Below are 16,305 nucleotides of genomic sequence, written 5' to 3'. Positions count from 1 at the left end.
TCAATTCACCTCGCGGATGCGCGGGTCGATCAGGCGGTACAGCAGATCGATGGCCATGTTGAGCAGCACATAAATGAATGACACCAGAATCGCGAAGCCCATCACGGCAGGGAAGTCCAGCGACTGGATCGACTTGACCACATAGGCGCCCATCCCCGGCCAGGCAAACACTGTTTCGGTCAGCACAGCGCCGTAAAGCAGGTCGCCGAGCGTGAGGCCCAGTACCGTCACCGACGGGATCAGCGCATTGGGCAAGGCGTGACGTAGAATCACTGCCCATTTCGACAAGCCGTAAGCCCGTGCGGTGCGGATGTAGTCCTCACCCAGTTGGTCGAGCATCGCCGAGCGAATCTGCCGCGCCACCACGCCCAGATTGACGAAACCCAGTGTGATCGCCGGCAGAACCAGGTGCTGCAGGGCATTGGAAAACAGCGCCATGTCGCCCATCAGCAGCGCGTCGATCAGGTAAAAACCAGTGACCGTGCGCGGCGGGTCCAGGCCTTCATCCAGACGCCCGCTGCCGGGCAGCCAGTTCAGGTGGCCGTAAAACAGCACGATCAAACCCAGCCCAAGCCAGAACGCGGGCGTTGAAATACCGGTTACCGCCAGCGTGCGCGCGACCTGGTCAATAAAGCGGTTGTGGTAAACCGCCGACAGCACCCCAAGCGGCACGCCCACCAGAATCGACAGCAGCAATGCAGCCAGCGCCAGTTCCAGCTTTGCCGGAAAGAACGCTTGCAGGTCTTCGAGTACCGGTCGGCTGGTACGAATCGAAGTACCGAGATCGCCATGGAACAGGTCGAGCATGTAGCGCCCGTATTGTTGATACAGCGGCAAATCCAGCCCCAATTGGTGGCGGATATGCTGCACGATCTCGTCCGTGGCCCGGTCGCCGGCGATCAAGCGCGCAGGGTCGCCCGGGATCAGGTGCGAAATCGAAAAAGTAATCAGCGAAACGCCAAACACCACCAGCAACAGGCCGGATACGCGTTTACGCACAGTAGTCAGGAAGGCCATCAGGCACCTCGGTCACGCAGTGAAGCGGCAGGGGAAAACCTGCCTCGAACGCGGCTTGCGACGACCCTCTGTAGGAGCGAATTCATTCGCGAGCTGGCGGTACAGTCGATGAATCTCTATCGCCTGACCGTTTCTCGCGAATGAATTCGCTCCTATAGGAAGACCGTTGAAGCAATCGCTATTTGGTGATCGTGTCGACGTTGAACACTTGTTCCAGCATCGGATTGAATACGTAGCCCTTTACCTTGCTGCTCATCGGTAAGGTGTAGGCCTTCTGATAGAGGTACGCGTAAGCGCTGTCGTTGATCACGATTTTCTGCGCCTTCTGGTACATCTCGGTGCGTTGGGCGATGTCGTTGTTGGCCGCTGCATCACGCACCAGCTTGTCGACTTGCGGGTTGTTGTAGAACGAGCGATTGCCCGGCAGGCCTTGCAGCTTGGAGTCGAACCAGAAGTTCATGAACATGTACGGGTCGGCAAAGTCAGGGCTCCATGAACCGATGGCCACGTCGAAATCACCGCTGCCCAGCCGCTCACGCATGGTGGCATTGGCCAGCTTTTCCATCTTCAGGTTCACGCCTACCGCTTGCAGGTTGGCTTGCAGGGTCAGGCCGATCGGTTCCCAGTTCGGGTCTTTGTCCGAATACATGAAGTTAAGGTTGGCGACCTTAGGCGTGACTTTGGCGAAATCAGCCTTGGCTTTGGCTTCGTCCTGTTTTGGCACCGGGAGCTTGTCGTCGTAGGCCCACATGCCCTGCGGGATAGGCCCGTTCATGGGCTTGGCCTTGCCTTTGAGAATACCGTTGATGATGCCGTTGTAATCCAGAGCTTCGACGATGGCCCGCCGCGCGTTGGGGTCGCTCATCGGCGCTTTCTTGTTGTTCAGGTACAGCAGCGTGACGCGCAGCGACGGGTAATCACCCACGACGATGCCGGGCTTTTTGCTCAGTGCTTCAAGCTGGTCTTCGGGCATGTCTTCGATGATGTCGAGGTCACCGTGCTCCAGTTGCAAGCGACGCACCGAGGCTTCGCCGATGATCTTGATCACGACCTTTTTCAGCGCCGGTTTGGTGCCCGCGTAGTGAGGATTCTGTTCCATGGTCAGGGTCTGGCCCTTCTGCCAGCTGACCAGCTTGAATGCCCCGGAACCTGCGGTGTGGATCGACAGGTATGCGTCGGCGCCTTCGGGTTTTTTCGCGACATCCGGGTTGACGATGGCCGCGCCGTTGTGGGCCAGGGTCGAGAGGAATGGTGCGTAAGGGGTTTTCAGGGTGAAGCGCACGGTCATCGGGTCAACCACCGACACCGCCATGTCATCCGGGAACGCGCCGGACGGCCCTTGCTTGAGCTTCATTACGCGATCAAACGAGAACTTCACCGCCTCGGCGTTGACCTCGGCGCCGTCATCGAACTGGTTACCCGGCTTGAGCTTGAATTCCCAGACCAGGCTGTCGGGCGATGTGGTCCAGCCGCTCGCCAGCTCGCCCATCACTTCGGTGCTGCCGACTTTGTAGGTGACGAGGCGCTGATAGGAAGGATAGGTCACGGCCCAGTCATTGTTGTCGATGGTCACGGCCGGGTCGAGGGTCTGCGGGTCGGACGGTTTGCCGATCATCAAGGTGTCGGGCGGCGATGCGGCGCTCGCGGTCTGCCAGGCACCAAGGCCCATGGCGGTGCAGAGGACTGCCATCGCCAGCTTGTGTGGGGTAATGAATGATTTCATGCCGGTTCCTTGATCGTTCGAAGTGTGGAAGTTCGTCAGGTTTATTGTTGGCGCTATACCGGGCAGTCAAAACTCAGACGCTTTGAAGGCGTCCGACACGGCGTTGGCTCAGGCTGTGCCTGTCGCCAATCGCCAGATTCACGCCGGGATTCATGTGCGTCCCGGTCAGGTGTCACGGGTCTATCGGTGCTGCTTGTGCTGACAAATGTGCTCAGTGCGCTTGTTTGATCGAGGTGTCGTCGATCAACGGATAGTCCTGCGCGTTGGGCAACTCGTAGTGCCACCACTCACTGTCCATGTAGGTAAATCCGGCGCTGAGCATGATGCCCAGCAGCAGCAGGCGATTGCGCTGCACCTGAGGCGGCAGGTCGGCGTAGAACTGATGGGATTGCTCGCGCATGTCATCAAAGCCGGTGCCCATGTCCAGCGTCTGGCCGTCGGCGTCGATCAGGGTCAGATCCACCGCCACGCCTCGGCTGTGGTGTGAACCCAGGCTCGGGTCACGCACGTATTCGGGATTGGGCAGCGCTTCCCACAGCAGAAATTGCGCGTAGGGCGGGCGATAGGCGTCGAAGAGGCGCAGCCGCAGTCCGGCCTGTCGCGCCAGGGTGCTGGCCTTGCGCAGACAGCGCTCGGCGTCGCGGTGCAGCAGGCAGCGCGGGTCCTGGTAAATCTGCTTGCCGGCGAGGTTGTCGACGCCGGCGTAGATCAGGTTGATCTCGACCTGCATCGCGTGGGCATCGACTTCGACGAGGGGGCTATTCACGTAACGACACTCCAGATCAGCGTGTAGGACCGGCTTCAGCCGGGAAGCTGTTGCCCTTGTGAAGCCGGCTTCAGCCGGGAAGCCCGGTTTATTCAAACTGGCCGAACAGTTGCTGCAGCTCACGGTTCTTCGCCAGCCTTTGGTCGAGGCGGTCGCCGTATCGGTCGGCCAGTGCCGACACCATCAGATTGAACAGGCACGTCAGCGGCGCCAGGGAATCCCAGAACTGGCCCACATCGGAATTGAGCTGCAGCAGATCGCTCGGGTAATCACGGGCCCACGGGCAGTGAAAGTCGGTAATGAACGCCAGCCCGACATTCTGCTGATGGGCGACTTCGCAGAAGGTCCGCGTGACAGCGGAATAGGTGCGGAAGTCGGCGATCACCGCGTAGGGGTTTTGGAACTGGGAATTCAGTGATTCGGCGTAGGTGCCGGACAAGCCGTCGACGTAATACACCTTGGGCCGGATGTACTCCAGGTGACTGAAAAACGCGTTGAGGATGCCGCGGGTGGTCTGGATGCCGACGATGAACACGGCGTCGGCGCTGTGCAGCCGCTCGACGATGCGGGCGAAGGTCTCGCTGCGGGCCAGGGCGTAGACCCGCTGGATGGCTTCCAGCTCGCGGTTCATCGAGCGCTCCAATGCATCGCCCTGGGTGTTTTCTTCACGAAACGCGCCGAGCCGATCAGTGATCACCCACGGGCTGGCACTGTCGCCGCGAAGGCTCTGTTTGACGTCGTCGATGTTGCGATAGCCCAGTGAACGCAGGAAGCGCCCGACCGAAATGCCAGTGGTCCCGGTTTGCTGAGCGATGCTGTCGGCGGTCTCGAACGGCAGCTTCTGCGGATTTGCCAGCAGGTAGCCAGCGATGCGCTTGCCGGTGGGCGTCAGGTCGCTGAACCGCTGTTCAAGTGCATCGAGGAAGGGACGCTTTTCCATGGGAATTCCGCTGGTAATGCCGAGTTGCCGGGACCGAGAAAATGTTATCCAGCGGTCATTTTTCGGCAGAATGTTAGCAACATAACATCGTGTTTCGAGGCCTTACAACGCTTTTTTCAAGAGATTTCAGGCGGGGGATTTTGGTGATTCAGGGTGGTGCGAGGGTGAAGGTAAATGCACGATTGGGGGGCGAAAATGGGGGGAGGCAAGCTGTAATCTGCGGTGTCTGAGCTGCCATCATCTCGCTCTAAAGCGGCAAGCGGGCGAGCGTTTCACCAACTACCACCGCATCAGTAGATTGCTTCCTGACATACAAAAGGTGAGTGAGGCTAACGCTCACGACCATCGTACTCGCCATCAAAACAATTAAACTGAAGGTAGGCTTTACGCCTGCTGTGCGAGTATTTTTAGTACATGTGTATTTATACACCTGTCAGATCTGACAGTAGACATCAAGACTTTAAGTAACTAGCTTGTGTCTGTGTGAGGACTTAAATGGGAGCAAGTGGTGACGTCGACAAAGTGCTTCCGTCTTTGTGCTTTCCTTCTGACATTGTTTTGGAGAGGCTAATCATGCGCACCTATAAAGTAACGCTAAAGATCCCCGAAAAATCTGACGTGACGCTGGAGGTTGACGATGACACTGAGATTCTCGATGCGGCGGAATTGGCGGGAATTGTGCTCCCCAGCGACTGCCGAGCAGGGGCTTGCTCAACATGCATAGGCAGACTGATAGAGGGTACTGTAGATCAAAGCAATCAGAGTTTTTTAGATGAGGAACAAATCGCCCTTGGTTTTGTTGTGCTTTGCGTGGCGTACGCAACAAGTGACTGCATCATTAAAACCTACGACGGACATGCCTTGTTTAACGTCAGTGTATCTCCTCAGCTCTATTAGTGATGTCCAGGATTTTGGGTTGGTCATTAACTTGGTCGGACGGTTGCGCTTTAAATAGATTTCAGGAATGTGGGGTGTTCAGCGAACTACGCGATGGAAGGCCATAAAAAGGGACCTTGCCAGGCCTTAAATGTGTACAGACAGTTCACAGTGTCAACGGGCTCGCAGCAGCCGGAAAAATTGCCGTCTGCTTGAATGCATGCAATTTATTGGCAGGCCTGGCTTTAGCCGGGAAGAAGCCTGCGTGAACACCCTCGCTCTTGCGGTGTGCCAACTGACGCTTTCCCGGCTGAAGCCGGTCCCACATGAGATCAGCGCAGGTTAGTTTTCGCCAGCTCCAGGACCATGTCCGCTTTACCGTTCATGACGGCCTTGAGCATGAACAGACTGAAGCCCTTCGCCTGGGCCAGTTTGATCTTCGGCGGCATGCCCAGTTCCTGTTTCGCGGTCACAACGTCAACCAACACAGGCCCCGGATGCTCGAAGGCTTTTTTCAGGGCATTCGGCAGGTCAGCCGAGTCTTCCACGCGAATCCCCAGAATCCCTGCGCCGATGGCGATGTTGGCAAAATTGGTGCAGTTGAAATCGGTGTCGTGGGGCACGTAACCGCCCGCCTGCATTTCCATCGCCACAAAACCCAGCGAGCTGTTGTTGAACACCACCAGCTTGATCGGCAGATTCAACTGGCGGATCGACAGAAGGTCGCCCATCAGCATCGACAAACCGCCGTCACCGCACAGCGCCACCACTTGCCGCTGCGGGAATGCCGCCTTGGCACCCAATGCCTGTGGCATCGCGTTGGCCATGGAACCGTGGTTGAACGAGCCCAACAGCGAGCGCTTGCCGTTCATGGTCAGGTAACGCGCGGCCCACAAGGTCGGCGTGCCGACATCGACAGTGAAGATCGCGTCCGGGTCGGCGTAGGCGTCGACCAGGCGTGTCAGGTACTGCGGGTGAATCGGCTCGCCATGGCCCGATGGCGTGGCCAGTTCGTCGAGTTCTTCACGGGATTTAGCGTAGTGATCCAGCGCCTTGTCGAGGAACTTGCGGTCGGTGTGGGCCTTGAGACGCGGCAACAGTTCGTCGAGAGTTTCGGCGATGCCGCCTGCCACGCCGAGGGTCACCGGCACGCGACGACCGATCGCCGTGGGGTCGATATCGATCTGAATGACCTTGGCTTTTTCCGGGTAGAAATTGCGGTACGGGAAGCTGCTGCCGAGGATCACCAGCGTGTCGCAGGCCATCATCGCGTGATAGCCGGAGCTGAAGCCGATGAGCCCGGTCATGCCAACGTCGAAGGGGTTGGCGTACTCGATGTACTGCTTGCCGCGCAACGCGTGCACTACCGGCGCACTGAGCCGCTCTGCCAGCGCCACCACCTGATCATGCGCATCCGCGCACCCGGCGCCGGCCAGAATCGTCACGGCTTTGGAGCCGTCCAGCAGATCAACGATGCGTTGCAGGTCGGCGTCGGTCGGCGTGACCAGTGGGGGCTGGTGATCGACCCATTTGGCCTTGACGTCAGGCGCCGCGCTCAGCGCTACGTCGCCCGGGATGACGATCACCGCCACGCCGCGCTGACTGATGGCAGCCCGCATCGCCCGTTCCAGCACCCCGGGAAACTGCTCGGCGCTGCTGACGGCTTCAACGAAATGGCTGCACTCTTTGAAGAGTTCGGTGGGATGAGTTTCCTGAAAGTAGTTCAGCCCGATCTCGGACGACGGGATTTGCGCGGCAATCGCCAGCACGGGCACACCGCTGCGGTGGCAATCGTACAAGCCGTTGATCAGGTGCAGATTGCCCGGCCCGCAACTCCCGGCGCACACCGCCAGCTTGCCAGAGGTCGCAGCTTCTGCACCGGCAGCGAACGCGGCGACCTCTTCGTGGCGGGTGTGCATCCACTTGATTTTGCCCAGACGTTCAAGGCTGTCGGTCAGGCCGTTCAGGCTGTCACCACTGACCCCCCATATTTTCGATACCCCTGCGGCAAGCAGGGTTTGGGCGAGGTGGTCTGCAACGGTTTTGCTGGACATGGGGTTGGGTTCCTTGTCGATGCGGGTTCGCGCTCGGGGCTGGTGCATACCCTGTAGGAGCTGACGATCCCATGCGAGGCTGCGATTGCGGTGTCAGGCAAAACTCATCGCAGCCTCGCGTTGCTCGTCAGCGCCTACAAGGACTTCAATAATCAGCCAGGTAACGAGCGTTGTCTCAAATCGACAAGTACCACCCTGCACAGTTCAGTGATTGAACGGATGTGCTTGTCGCCCGGATCAACCTTCACAAGCAAGGAAGTGGGAGCGGACCTGTCCGCAAAGACATTGGTCATCCGACACATCCCCCTGGGGGAGCCCCTATCGTTCGCGACCGGTCCGCTCCCACAGGCCCTGCCAGGGCAGTAATACCTGCGCTATACGTGCGGGTCGCCGGCCGCCTTCACCGGTGTCGCGAACTGCTGCTTCGGATTGACTGGCGGGCTGTCGGGCGTCGCGTATTGCTGTTTGAGATGACCATCGGCATCCAGTAACCAGGCATCGAGGATCTGCCGCACCACCGGCCCAGCCACACGACCGCCCGCCTCGCCGTTTTCGATCATCACCGACACCACGATTTTCGGGTGCGCTGCCGGCGCGAAGCCCACGAACAGGGCGTTGTCGCGGTGACGTTCCAGTGTCTTGTCGCGGTTGTAGCGTTCGCCCTGCTTGATCGCGACCACTTGCGCGGTGCCGCTCTTGCCGGCAATGCGGTATTGCGCGCCCTGTGCGGCGGCGCGGGCAATGCCTCGCGGATCATGCATCACTGACTGCATGCCGTTGTTGACCTGATCCCACTCGCGGGGGTCGTGCAGCACGATGTTGGGCATCGGGTGTTCATCCAGTGGCGCGACGCCGCCAACAGTCCTCGCCAGGTGCGGGCGATTCCACACGCCTTTGCTGGCGATCAACGACGTAGCCTGCGCCAGTTGAAGCGGCGTGACCTGCATATAACCCTGGCCAATACCGAGGATCACGGTTTCGCCGGGGAACCAGGCCTGACGGCGGGTCGCGCGCTTCCATTCCTTGGACGGCATCAGGCCCGCTGACTCTTCGAACATGTCCAGCGACACCTTCTGGCCGATGCCGAACATGGTCAGGTAATCGTGCATGCGGTCGATGCCCAGCTTGTGTGCCAGGTCATAAAAATAGGTGTCGTTGGACCGCATGATCGCCGCGTTCAGATCCACCCAGCCATCGCCGCTGTGGTTCCAGTTACGGTATTTATGATCGAAATCCGGCAACTGGAAATACCCGGGGTCGAACACCCGTGTGGATGGCGTGACCACCCCGCTGTCGAGCCCGGCAATCGCCACTTCCGGCTTGATGGTCGAGCCCGGTGCATAAAGACCGCGCAGCACCCGGTTGAACAGTGGGCGGTCGACCGAGTCGCGCAACGCCGAGTATTCCTTGAAGCTGATGCCGGTGACGAACAGGTTCGGGTCGAAACTCGGCTTGCTGACCATTGCCAGCACTTCACCGGTTTCAGGGTCGAGCGCCACCACTGAACCGCGACGGTCCCCCAGCGCTTCCTCGGCGGCTTCCTGCAACTTGATGTCCAGGCTCAGCACAATGTTTTTGCCAGCCACCGGATCGGTGTGCTTGAGCACCCGCAGCACACGACCCTGAGCGTTGGTCTCGACCTCTTCGTAGCCGACATGGCCGTGCAGTTCATTCTCGTAAAAGCGCTCGATACCGGTCTTGCCGATGGACTGCGTGCCCCGGTATTCCACCTGATCCAGTTGGTTGGATTCTTTCTCGTTGATCCGGCCCACGTAACCGATGGAGTGCGCAAAATGCACGCCCAGCGGGTAATGGCGGACAAACTGCGCCTCGACGTCCAGGCCCGGCAAGCGGAACTGGTTAACCGCCAGCAAGGCAATCTGCTCCTCGGTCAGTTCATACAGCAACGTGACCGGCACAAAGCGATGGGGGGAGTTTTTCATCGCCTTGTCGAAGACGATGCGGTCCTCGTCCGGCAGCTTGAGAATGCCCATCAGGGTGTCGATGACTTCATGCCAGTCGCCCGCGCGCTCGCGGGTCATGGTCAGGTTAAAACTGGGGCGGTTATCGGCGAGGATGACGCCGTTTCGGTCGTAAATCAGCCCGCGCTCTGGAGGAATGGGCAGCACGTGCACGCGGTTGTTTTCAGAAATGGTCGAGTGATAAGCGAATTCGGTAACTTGAAGGACGTACATCCGGCAGACCAGTGCCGCGCTGAGTATCGCCACGAACAGAGCGCAAGCGATCAACCGCTTGTTGACCAGCCGGGTTTCTTTTTCGTGGTCCTTCAACGGTATGGGATCGGGCATTTCTACAGCTTCTCGGTGACATTTGAGCGGCGCAGGAGAGCGGCCAGTGAAGATCAGAGGGAATAAATGGCGTGCAAGATACCAAGATCCAGCCGTGCCAATGGCGCCATCTTCATGAAAATCCTGTCAGGTAAGCCCTGCTCGCTGGGTTGAACGCAAAAGGACAGTGATTTTTTTGTTGCTTGAAATCAGTACAATCACCAGGCAATTAGCCATAAAAAACATGCCGCAACATGCATCTCAGTGATAACACCGACTTAAACATTAAGCAGCATCCGACATACAAGGCCTGGGTATGGACATCTTCGGACCTCTTGCAACCAGCGCCGGGCCGAATGGCAATCAGCGAGAAAATGCCACTGTTGTCTGATCTGCAACAGTGAATTACTAAATCCGTACACTGCAATCGTTAGCAACACATCTATCATTGCCCGACGCGTGGAAAAGATGATCAAGGCCAAGGAAAGCTCCCGCCCAGCGTGCGCCCTCCTCCTGCTGGTTCGCCAGAGACCCAATGTCACACCCCGCCTGAAATGGATTCGCTCGCCCTGTTTAGCTGTCGAGCACACAACCGTGAAATAACCGCGATGACGCAACCTGTAAACGGGTGGCTATGCCTATGGCCCGTGGAAGCGCGCGCTCGCAGGAGCCCTGAATGACCGATAAACCCAAAGGCCTCACTCGCAGGCAGTTGCTGGTGTCTTCCGCAACGTCCCTCGCCGTTGTGGGCGCCGCGACCGCCAAGGCCGCGACCCTGACCAGCGTCCCTGACTGGGTGCCCTTCGACCACAACGGCCCGATGCACTATGAGACGCCGGGGTGGCAGTTTTTCACGGCCGATGAAGCGAGCGCCGTCGAGGCCATCGTTGCGCGGCTGATCCCAGCCGACGACCTGAGCGTCAGTGGCAAGGACGCGGGTTGCGCGGTGTTCATCGACCGGCAACTGGCAGGCGAGTACGGCACGTTTGACCGCTTGTACATGCAAGGCCCCTTCGCCGCTGGCACGCAGATGCAAGGCGATCAATCGCCGCTGGTGCCGCGCGAGCGCTACCGACTGGGCCTTGCAGGCCTGGCCACGTACACCCAAAAAACCTTCCAGAAAGCCTTCAACGCCCTGAGCCCCGAAGAGCAGGACACGGTGCTGACCGGCCTTGAAAAAGGCGATATCGCGCTGGAGGGCATCGACGCCAAGCTGTTCTTCCAGCAAGTGCTTTCCAACACGATGGAAGGCTTCTTTGCCGACCCGATCTACGGCGGCAATCGCGAGATGGTCTCCTGGAAAATGATCGGTTTCCCGGGTGCCCGGTATGACTACCGCGACTACATCGCGCTGCATAACCAGAAGCTCGACCTCGTGCCGCTTTACATCATCGGCAGCTCCGCCTGGAACAAGAAGGGTTAATTCCACATGGCCAAAAAACTACCCTCCACGGACGTCGTGGTTGTCGGGCTCGGCTGGGCCGGATCGATCATCGCCAATGAACTCGCCGACGAAGGCTTGAAGGTCATCGGCTTTGAACGCGGCCCCTGGCGCGACACCGCCACCGATTTCAACCTTGCTTCCGCCACTGACGAACTGCGCTACTCGCGTCGTCAGGAACTGATGCTGCGCACAAAACAGAACACCACGACCATGCGCAACAGCGTGACCGAAACCGCACTGCCGATGCGCACATGGGGCTCGTTTCACCCTGGCAACGGTACAGGTGGCGCCGGTAATCACTGGGCCGGGATTTCCTTTCGCTTTCAGCCCAATGAGTTCCGTCTGCACAGTTATTTGAGCGAGCGCTACGGCAAGGAATTGTCCCCCGAATTGACGCTGCAGGACTGGGGCACGACCTGGGAAGAAATGGAGCCGCACTACACCAAGTTCGACAAGCTGGCCGGTGTGTCGGGCAAGGCCGGCAACATCAAGGGCGTGATCCAGGAAGGCGGCAACACCTTCGAGGGCGCGCGTTCCGAGGAATACCCCAACCCGCCAACCGCCCAGACCTATGCGCCGACGCTGTTTGCCGAAGCCGCGAAAAACCTTGGTTACAAGCCGTTCCCGGTGCCGTCGGCGCTGGTATCCCGCGCTTACACCAACTCCCTGGGCGTGAAAATGGGCGCCTGCACCTTCTGTGGTTTCTGCACCAACTACGGCTGCGCCAACTATTCCAAGGCCAGCGCCATCACCACCGTTTTGCCGGTACTGATTCGCAAGCCCAACTTCACCGCCAAAACCAACTGCGAAGTGATTCGCGTGGTGATGGACAACACCGGCTCCAAGGCCACCGGCATCGTCTACATGGACAGCAACGGTGATGAATACGAGCAGCCGGCCGACCTGGTGGTGATCAGCGCGTTCATCTTCGAAAACGTGCGCCTGATGCTGCTGTCCGGCGTGGGCCAGCCGTACGATCCGGTGACGAATACTGGCACTACGGGCCGCAACTATGCGTACCAGACGGCCAACAGCGTGAAGATGTTTTTCGACGACAAGAACTTCAACCCATTCATCGGTGGCGGCGCCATTGGCATGGGCATCGACGAGTTCAACAACGACAACTTCGACCACTCAGGTCTGGGGTTCGTGGGCGGTGGCAGCACCCGTGTGACACCGATTGGCGCGGCACCGATTGACGCGCGTCCTGTCCCACCGGGCACACCGGCCTGGGGGTCGGCCTGGAAGAAAGCCACCGTCGACAACTACGCCAGCACGATGTCGATCGGTTGCGAAGCCAGCAGCTACTCGACACGCACCAACTACCTGTCGCTGGATCCAACCTACAAGGATCCGCTGGGACGACCGCTGCTGCGCATCACCTTCGATTTCCCGGAGAACGACCGCAAGATGGCCGCCTACGTGACGTCCAAGGTCGGTGAAATCGCCAAGAGCATGAACCCTCGGCAAATGGTCCCCAGCGCTCAGACGGGCCACTGGAACAGCGCGCCGTATCAGTCCTCGCACATCGTGGGCGGTTTCATCATGGGCGCAGACCCCAAGACCAGTTCGGTGAACAAGCACCTGCAAGTCTGGGGCGTGCCGAACCTGTTCGTGGTCGGCTCCTCGGCCTTCCCGCAGAACCCCGGCTACAACCCGACCGGCACCGTGGCGGCATTGGCATTCAAGGCGGCCGACGCGATTCGCACCCGCTACCTAAAGCGTCCAGGGGAGATGATCAGCGTATGAAGACGCTTCTGACTGTATGCGCGGGCGTTATCGGGCTGTCGCTGAACATGGCGCACGCCGCAACCGGCGCCGACTCCTACAACCTGGTGGAAAAAGGTCGTTACCTGACGACGCTGGGCGACTGCACGGCGTGCCATACCTTGCCCGGCAAGCCGCTGTTTTCGGGCGGTGTGATCCTCGATACGCCGTTCGGCAAGCTGGCAGGCGCCAACATCACGCCTGACCCGGTGACCGGAATCGGTCGCTGGACTGCCGAGGACTTCCAGAACGCCATGTCCAAAGGGCACGGTCTGGACGGCAAGTTGCTCTATGGCGCGATGCCGTATACGGCTTACACCAAGGTGCGACGTGAGGACAATCAAGCGATTTTCGCCTATCTGCAAACGGTGGATGCGGTGGACAACAAGGTTGAAACCAACCAGTTGCCCTTCCCGTTCAACGTGCGCACCAGCCTGCTCGGCTGGAACCTGCTGAACTTCACCCAAGGCGAATTCAAACCGCACCCCGACAAGTCGCAGCAATGGAATCGTGGCGCGTATCTGGTTGAGGGTCTGGGGCACTGCGGCACCTGCCACACGCCCAAAGGGCTGACCGGTGGCGACAAGAACGATCAGTTCCTGGGCGGTGCCAATCTGCAAGGCTGGGTCGCGCCGAACATTACGGCCCGATCCCACGACGGCATTGGCGCGTGGACCGAAGGCGACATCGTCAAGTACCTGAAGACCGGCGCTAACCGTTTCGACGTGGCCTCGGGGCCGATGGCCGAGGAAGTCGAGCACTCGTCGCAGCACTGGAAAGACGAGGACTTGATGGCGGTCGCGGTGTACCTCAAGGACGGCGCCAAGCCCGCAGATGCGCCCAAGCCATTGGCCGCCAACGATCCGGCCATGGTCGCGGGCAAGGCGATCTACGCCGACCGCTGCTCGGCGTGCCATACGCCCAACGGCGAAGGCGTTGAAGGTCTGTTTCCAAAACTCGCCATGGCGCCGCTGATCAACAGTCACGATGCGTCGTCGATGATCCGCGTGGTGGTGGCGGGCAGCCGCGCAGGCGCAACGGACGCTGCCCCGACGGCTCCGGCAATGCCGGCTTTTGGCTGGAACCTGTCTGACGAGAACGTCGCCGACGTGCTGACCTACGTGCGCAATACCTGGGGCAACGCAGCGCCTGGCGTGTCCAGCAGTGATGTGAAGGATGTGCGCGAGCATCTGCGGGCTAAATAAGCGGTAGCGGTGTGAGTGCGAAAAGATGCCCGGTTCCAGCAATGGAACCGGGCATTTTTTTGCCGCTTCTGCCGAAGGCGTAGGCGTCCGGCTTGCCGACGATCTGCCGGGCACCGGCAGTGAAACCATTCGACGCGGTGTCAGGCAGAGCACAGTTGCCGAATTTGCTGCCGGTGCCCGGCAGATCGCGGGCAAGCCACGCTCCTACGCCCTCCGGGCAGAAGCATCCCCGGGGTTCGCCCCCCGGACGCGTGGGAAATCCGTACTTGTACGATGTCTTATCAGAAGGTATTACTGTCGCGCGATCAAAACAATAATCAACGGAGATCCCTCGATGGATTCCTTGCTACTTGAGCCTCTCCCAGGCGCCAGTCGCCGCAATTTCCTGAAAACCTCCCTCGCCGTTTCTGCCACCCTCGCCACTGTGGGCGGTCTCTCCCTCCCCCGTCTGGTCAATGCCGCCGAGCCCTTGAGTCAACGTTATCCCGATCCGCTCGTGCAGATTCTCGATGACAGCTTCATGGACCTGAGAATCTTCAACGCCGGCGTCGAAAAACTCGCCACCGGCATGCGCTGGGCAGAAGGCCCGGTGTGGATCGGCGATGGTCGTTACTTGCTGCTCAGCGACATTCCCAATAACCGCATCATGCGCTGGGACGAAATCACCGGCACGTTCTCCGTGTACCGGGAAAACTCGAACTTCTCCAACGGCATGTGTCGGGATCGCCAAGGCCGGTTGATCGTCTGCGAGGGCTCGACCACCACCTCCGAAGGCCGCCGCATCACGCGTACCGAACCTAATGGGACGATTACCGTGCTGGCCGACAGTTACGAGGGCAAGCCCTTCAACTCGCCCAATGACGTGATCTGCAAGCGCGACGGGTCAATCTGGTTCACCGACCCGCCGTTCCAGACCGGCAACAACTACGAAGGCCACGAAATCACGCCCACCCAGCCCCACGCGGTGTATCGCATTGATGGTGAGAGCGGCGCGGTCACACGGGTGATCGATGACCTCAACGGACCTAACGGCTTGTGCTTCTCACCGGACGAGAAAACCCTGTACGTGGTGGAAGGCCGGGCAAAACCGAATCGACTGGTCTGGGCGATCACGGTGAATGACGACGGCAGCCTGGGCGCCAGACGCAAGCACATCGAAGGGCTGGATTACGCGGCACTGGACGGCATCAAGTGCGACGAAGCCGGCAATGTATGGTGCGGTTGGGGCGGCAATGGCGACCCGAAAGCCGATCTCGAAAAGCTCGACGGTGTGCGCGTTTTCAACCCTCAAGGCAAAGCCATCGGCCATATTTCATTGCCTGAACGCTGCCCGAATCTGTGCTTTGGCGGGCGTGAAGGCAACCGGTTGTTCATGGCCAGCAGTCATTCGGTGTACTCGCTTTTCGTCAATACACGCGGCGCCACGTTCGCCTGAACAGAGCGGCTCGACCGGTGCAGCGGCCCGACGAGTCGCCTCATCCAACCGGTGCTTGCGGCAAAACTTTCTGCTATGACTGACGCTTCCGACATCGCCTGCAGAAGGACTTCATCATGCCGCACCTGCTCTACGTTGAAAGCTCGCCACGCAAACAGCGCTCCGCGTCCATTGAAGTCGCGCACGCGTTCATCGACGCCTGGAAAGCCCAACACGCGATCGCCACCGTTGACACGCTCGACGTCTGGAACACCACGCTGCCCGAGTTTGACGGCGCAACGCTGGACGCCAAATACGCCGGCATCCAGGGCATCGAACGCACGCCCGAACAGAAAGAAGCCTGGGCGCAGATCGTCGAGCTGGCCGGACGTTTCACCAAGGCCGATGTGATTGTCTTCGGCGTGCCGATGTGGAACTTCGGAATCCCTTACAAGCTCAAGCATTTGATCGACGTCGTCAGCCAGAAAGACCTGTTGTTCAGCTTCGACGAGCGCGGCCTCAACGGTTTGCTCGACGGACGCAAAGTGGTGGTCATCGCCGCCCGCGGTGCGCCGCTGGATCGCGCCGAGCATCAGGTGTCGTTCATGACTACCTGGAGCGGGATGGTCGGGATCGACGAGCAGTACAACATCGTCGTCGAGAAAACCCTCATGGGCCCCGACGTTGACGCTGAATCACGCAAAACGGCCATCGCAGCAGCGGTCAAACTCGCAGCCGAGATTTAATCAACGGACAATCACGCGCATCCGTCGGGGAGAGCTTGCTCGCGATGTGACCCGTCAGCCAACAC

The 16,305-nt window shown here is 59.6% G+C and carries 12 protein-coding genes; 6 read left to right on the top strand and 6 right to left on the bottom strand.

The annotated features are described in order from the left end of the window. The 4 genes from OYW20_RS11705 to OYW20_RS11690 all read right to left on the bottom strand — a co-directional run bounded on the left by OYW20_RS11705 (position 1) and on the right by OYW20_RS11690 (position 4,446). The gene (locus tag OYW20_RS11705; RefSeq protein ID WP_268800830.1) at positions 1-1,017 is read right to left on the bottom strand and encodes an ABC transporter permease; all 1,017 of its coding nucleotides are present in this window, start codon (positions 1,015-1,017) and stop codon (positions 1-3) included. A 178-nt stretch (positions 1,018-1,195) separates the two neighbouring features. Next, the gene (locus tag OYW20_RS11700; protein WP_268800829.1) at positions 1,196-2,740 is read right to left on the bottom strand and encodes an ABC transporter substrate-binding protein; all 1,545 of its coding nucleotides are present in this window, start codon (positions 2,738-2,740) and stop codon (positions 1,196-1,198) included. Between the two features lie 211 nt (positions 2,741-2,951). Continuing rightward, positions 2,952-3,470 (bottom strand): D-alanyl-D-alanine dipeptidase, encoded by a 519-nt coding sequence (ddpX, locus tag OYW20_RS11695; RefSeq protein WP_268801107.1) that lies wholly within the window; start codon positions 3,468-3,470, stop codon positions 2,952-2,954. A 124-nt stretch (positions 3,471-3,594) separates the two neighbouring features. Beyond that, positions 3,595-4,446 (bottom strand): MurR/RpiR family transcriptional regulator, encoded by an 852-nt coding sequence (locus OYW20_RS11690; protein WP_268800828.1) that lies wholly within the window; start codon positions 4,444-4,446, stop codon positions 3,595-3,597. Between the two features lie 573 nt (positions 4,447-5,019). On the opposite strand from OYW20_RS11690, the gene OYW20_RS11685 reads away from it, so the two are divergent. Beyond that, positions 5,020-5,343, top strand: coding sequence for a 2Fe-2S iron-sulfur cluster-binding protein (locus tag OYW20_RS11685; protein WP_268800827.1), 324 nt, complete (start codon positions 5,020-5,022; stop codon positions 5,341-5,343). Positions 5,344-5,654: 311 nt separating this feature from the next. On the opposite strand, the gene poxB is transcribed toward OYW20_RS11685, so the two are convergent. Together poxB and mrdA are read right to left on the bottom strand one after the other, a co-directional pair. Further along, a complete protein-coding gene (poxB, locus tag OYW20_RS11680) occupies positions 5,655-7,376 on the bottom strand; it encodes a ubiquinone-dependent pyruvate dehydrogenase (protein WP_268800826.1) in 1,722 nt (573 codons plus the stop codon). Positions 7,377-7,750: 374 nt separating this feature from the next. Continuing rightward, positions 7,751-9,685 (bottom strand): penicillin-binding protein 2, encoded by a 1,935-nt coding sequence (gene mrdA / locus OYW20_RS11675; protein ID WP_268800825.1) that lies wholly within the window; start codon positions 9,683-9,685, stop codon positions 7,751-7,753. 655 nt (positions 9,686-10,340) lie between these two features. Here mrdA and OYW20_RS11670 point away from each other — a divergent pair. The 5 genes from OYW20_RS11670 (at position 10,341) to OYW20_RS11650 (ending at position 16,240) form a co-directional block, all read left to right on the top strand. Beyond that, positions 10,341-11,087 (top strand): gluconate 2-dehydrogenase subunit 3 family protein, encoded by a 747-nt coding sequence (locus tag OYW20_RS11670; RefSeq protein WP_268800824.1) that lies wholly within the window; start codon positions 10,341-10,343, stop codon positions 11,085-11,087. 6 nt (positions 11,088-11,093) lie between these two features. Next, positions 11,094-12,857: a GMC family oxidoreductase gene (locus OYW20_RS11665; protein WP_268800823.1), complete on the top strand. Its 1,764-nt coding sequence runs from the start codon at positions 11,094-11,096 to the stop codon at positions 12,855-12,857. Continuing rightward, entirely contained in the window at positions 12,854-14,080 is a 1,227-nt protein-coding gene (locus OYW20_RS11660) for a c-type cytochrome (protein WP_268800822.1), read from the top strand. The genes OYW20_RS11665 and OYW20_RS11660 overlap by 4 nt, the downstream gene beginning before the upstream one ends. A 334-nt stretch (positions 14,081-14,414) precedes the next feature. Further along, entirely contained in the window at positions 14,415-15,515 is a 1,101-nt protein-coding gene (locus OYW20_RS11655; protein WP_268800821.1) for an SMP-30/gluconolactonase/LRE family protein, read from the top strand. A gap of 116 nt (positions 15,516-15,631) precedes the next feature. Next, the gene (locus OYW20_RS11650; protein WP_268800820.1) at positions 15,632-16,240 is read left to right on the top strand and encodes an FMN-dependent NADH-azoreductase; all 609 of its coding nucleotides are present in this window, start codon (positions 15,632-15,634) and stop codon (positions 16,238-16,240) included. Positions 16,241-16,305 lie beyond the last annotated feature (65 nt).

Source organism: Pseudomonas sp. BSw22131 (assembly GCF_026810445.1).
GTDB classification, from domain to species: domain Bacteria; phylum Pseudomonadota; class Gammaproteobacteria; order Pseudomonadales; family Pseudomonadaceae; genus Aquipseudomonas; species Aquipseudomonas huanghezhanensis.
This window is presented reverse-complemented; position numbering and strand designations above follow the sequence as displayed.